The organism is Vibrio sp. 1562, assembly GCF_033340155.1.
GTDB lineage: Bacteria > Pseudomonadota > Gammaproteobacteria > Enterobacterales > Vibrionaceae > Vibrio > Vibrio alginolyticus.
Map to the genome: position 1 here is coordinate 1 of NZ_JAWOVY010000611.1, position 569 is coordinate 569.

General features: G+C 47.5%; 1 pseudogene. It reads left to right on the forward strand.

The window, feature by feature from the left end:
* Positions 1-162 precede the first annotated feature (162 nt).
* Positions 163-569, forward strand: a pseudogene (locus R7Z49_RS26690) (copper transporter); the annotation flags it as partial.

Sequence of the window (569 nt, forward strand, 5' to 3'; positions counted from 1 at the left end):
TGATAGCGTGCTCACCTCAGCTATTCGCTCGTAACTTCATTTGTTACCTGCTATTTAGCGATAAAAAAGTGCGTCATCCGTTTGGCAAATACCAACGCTCTCCCGCTCGGTTCAATCGTTCCCGAAACGCAAAAGAGCTTGGTATCAATTTGGATGTAAATTATGGAATTCAACCCAAATCGCTTAGTGGCACCAGTATGCTCACTGGCTCTGGTTGCCCTACCTGCTTTCAATGTGGTGGCGCAATCGCCAGCCAATACGAAAGCACAACAAGAAGCGCAAGCTCAATCAATCCAAGCCCAATCAACCAATGAGCTAGCAAACCTCATTAGCGTTGCATTGAGCAACGATGGCAACCGCAAGCAGTTCTATGCTCAATCGGAAGCGATGCGTGAAACAGGCGTAGCCAGCGCAACCTTGATGGACCCGAAACTGAAAGTCGGTTTTGGTGGTTTGCCTGTCGATAACTTCAAATTTGACGAAGATCCGATGACCAATATCTCCGTCGGTTTGATGCAACAGTTCGAACGTGGCTCGACGCTCAACCTTCAACAAAAGAAAGCCAATCA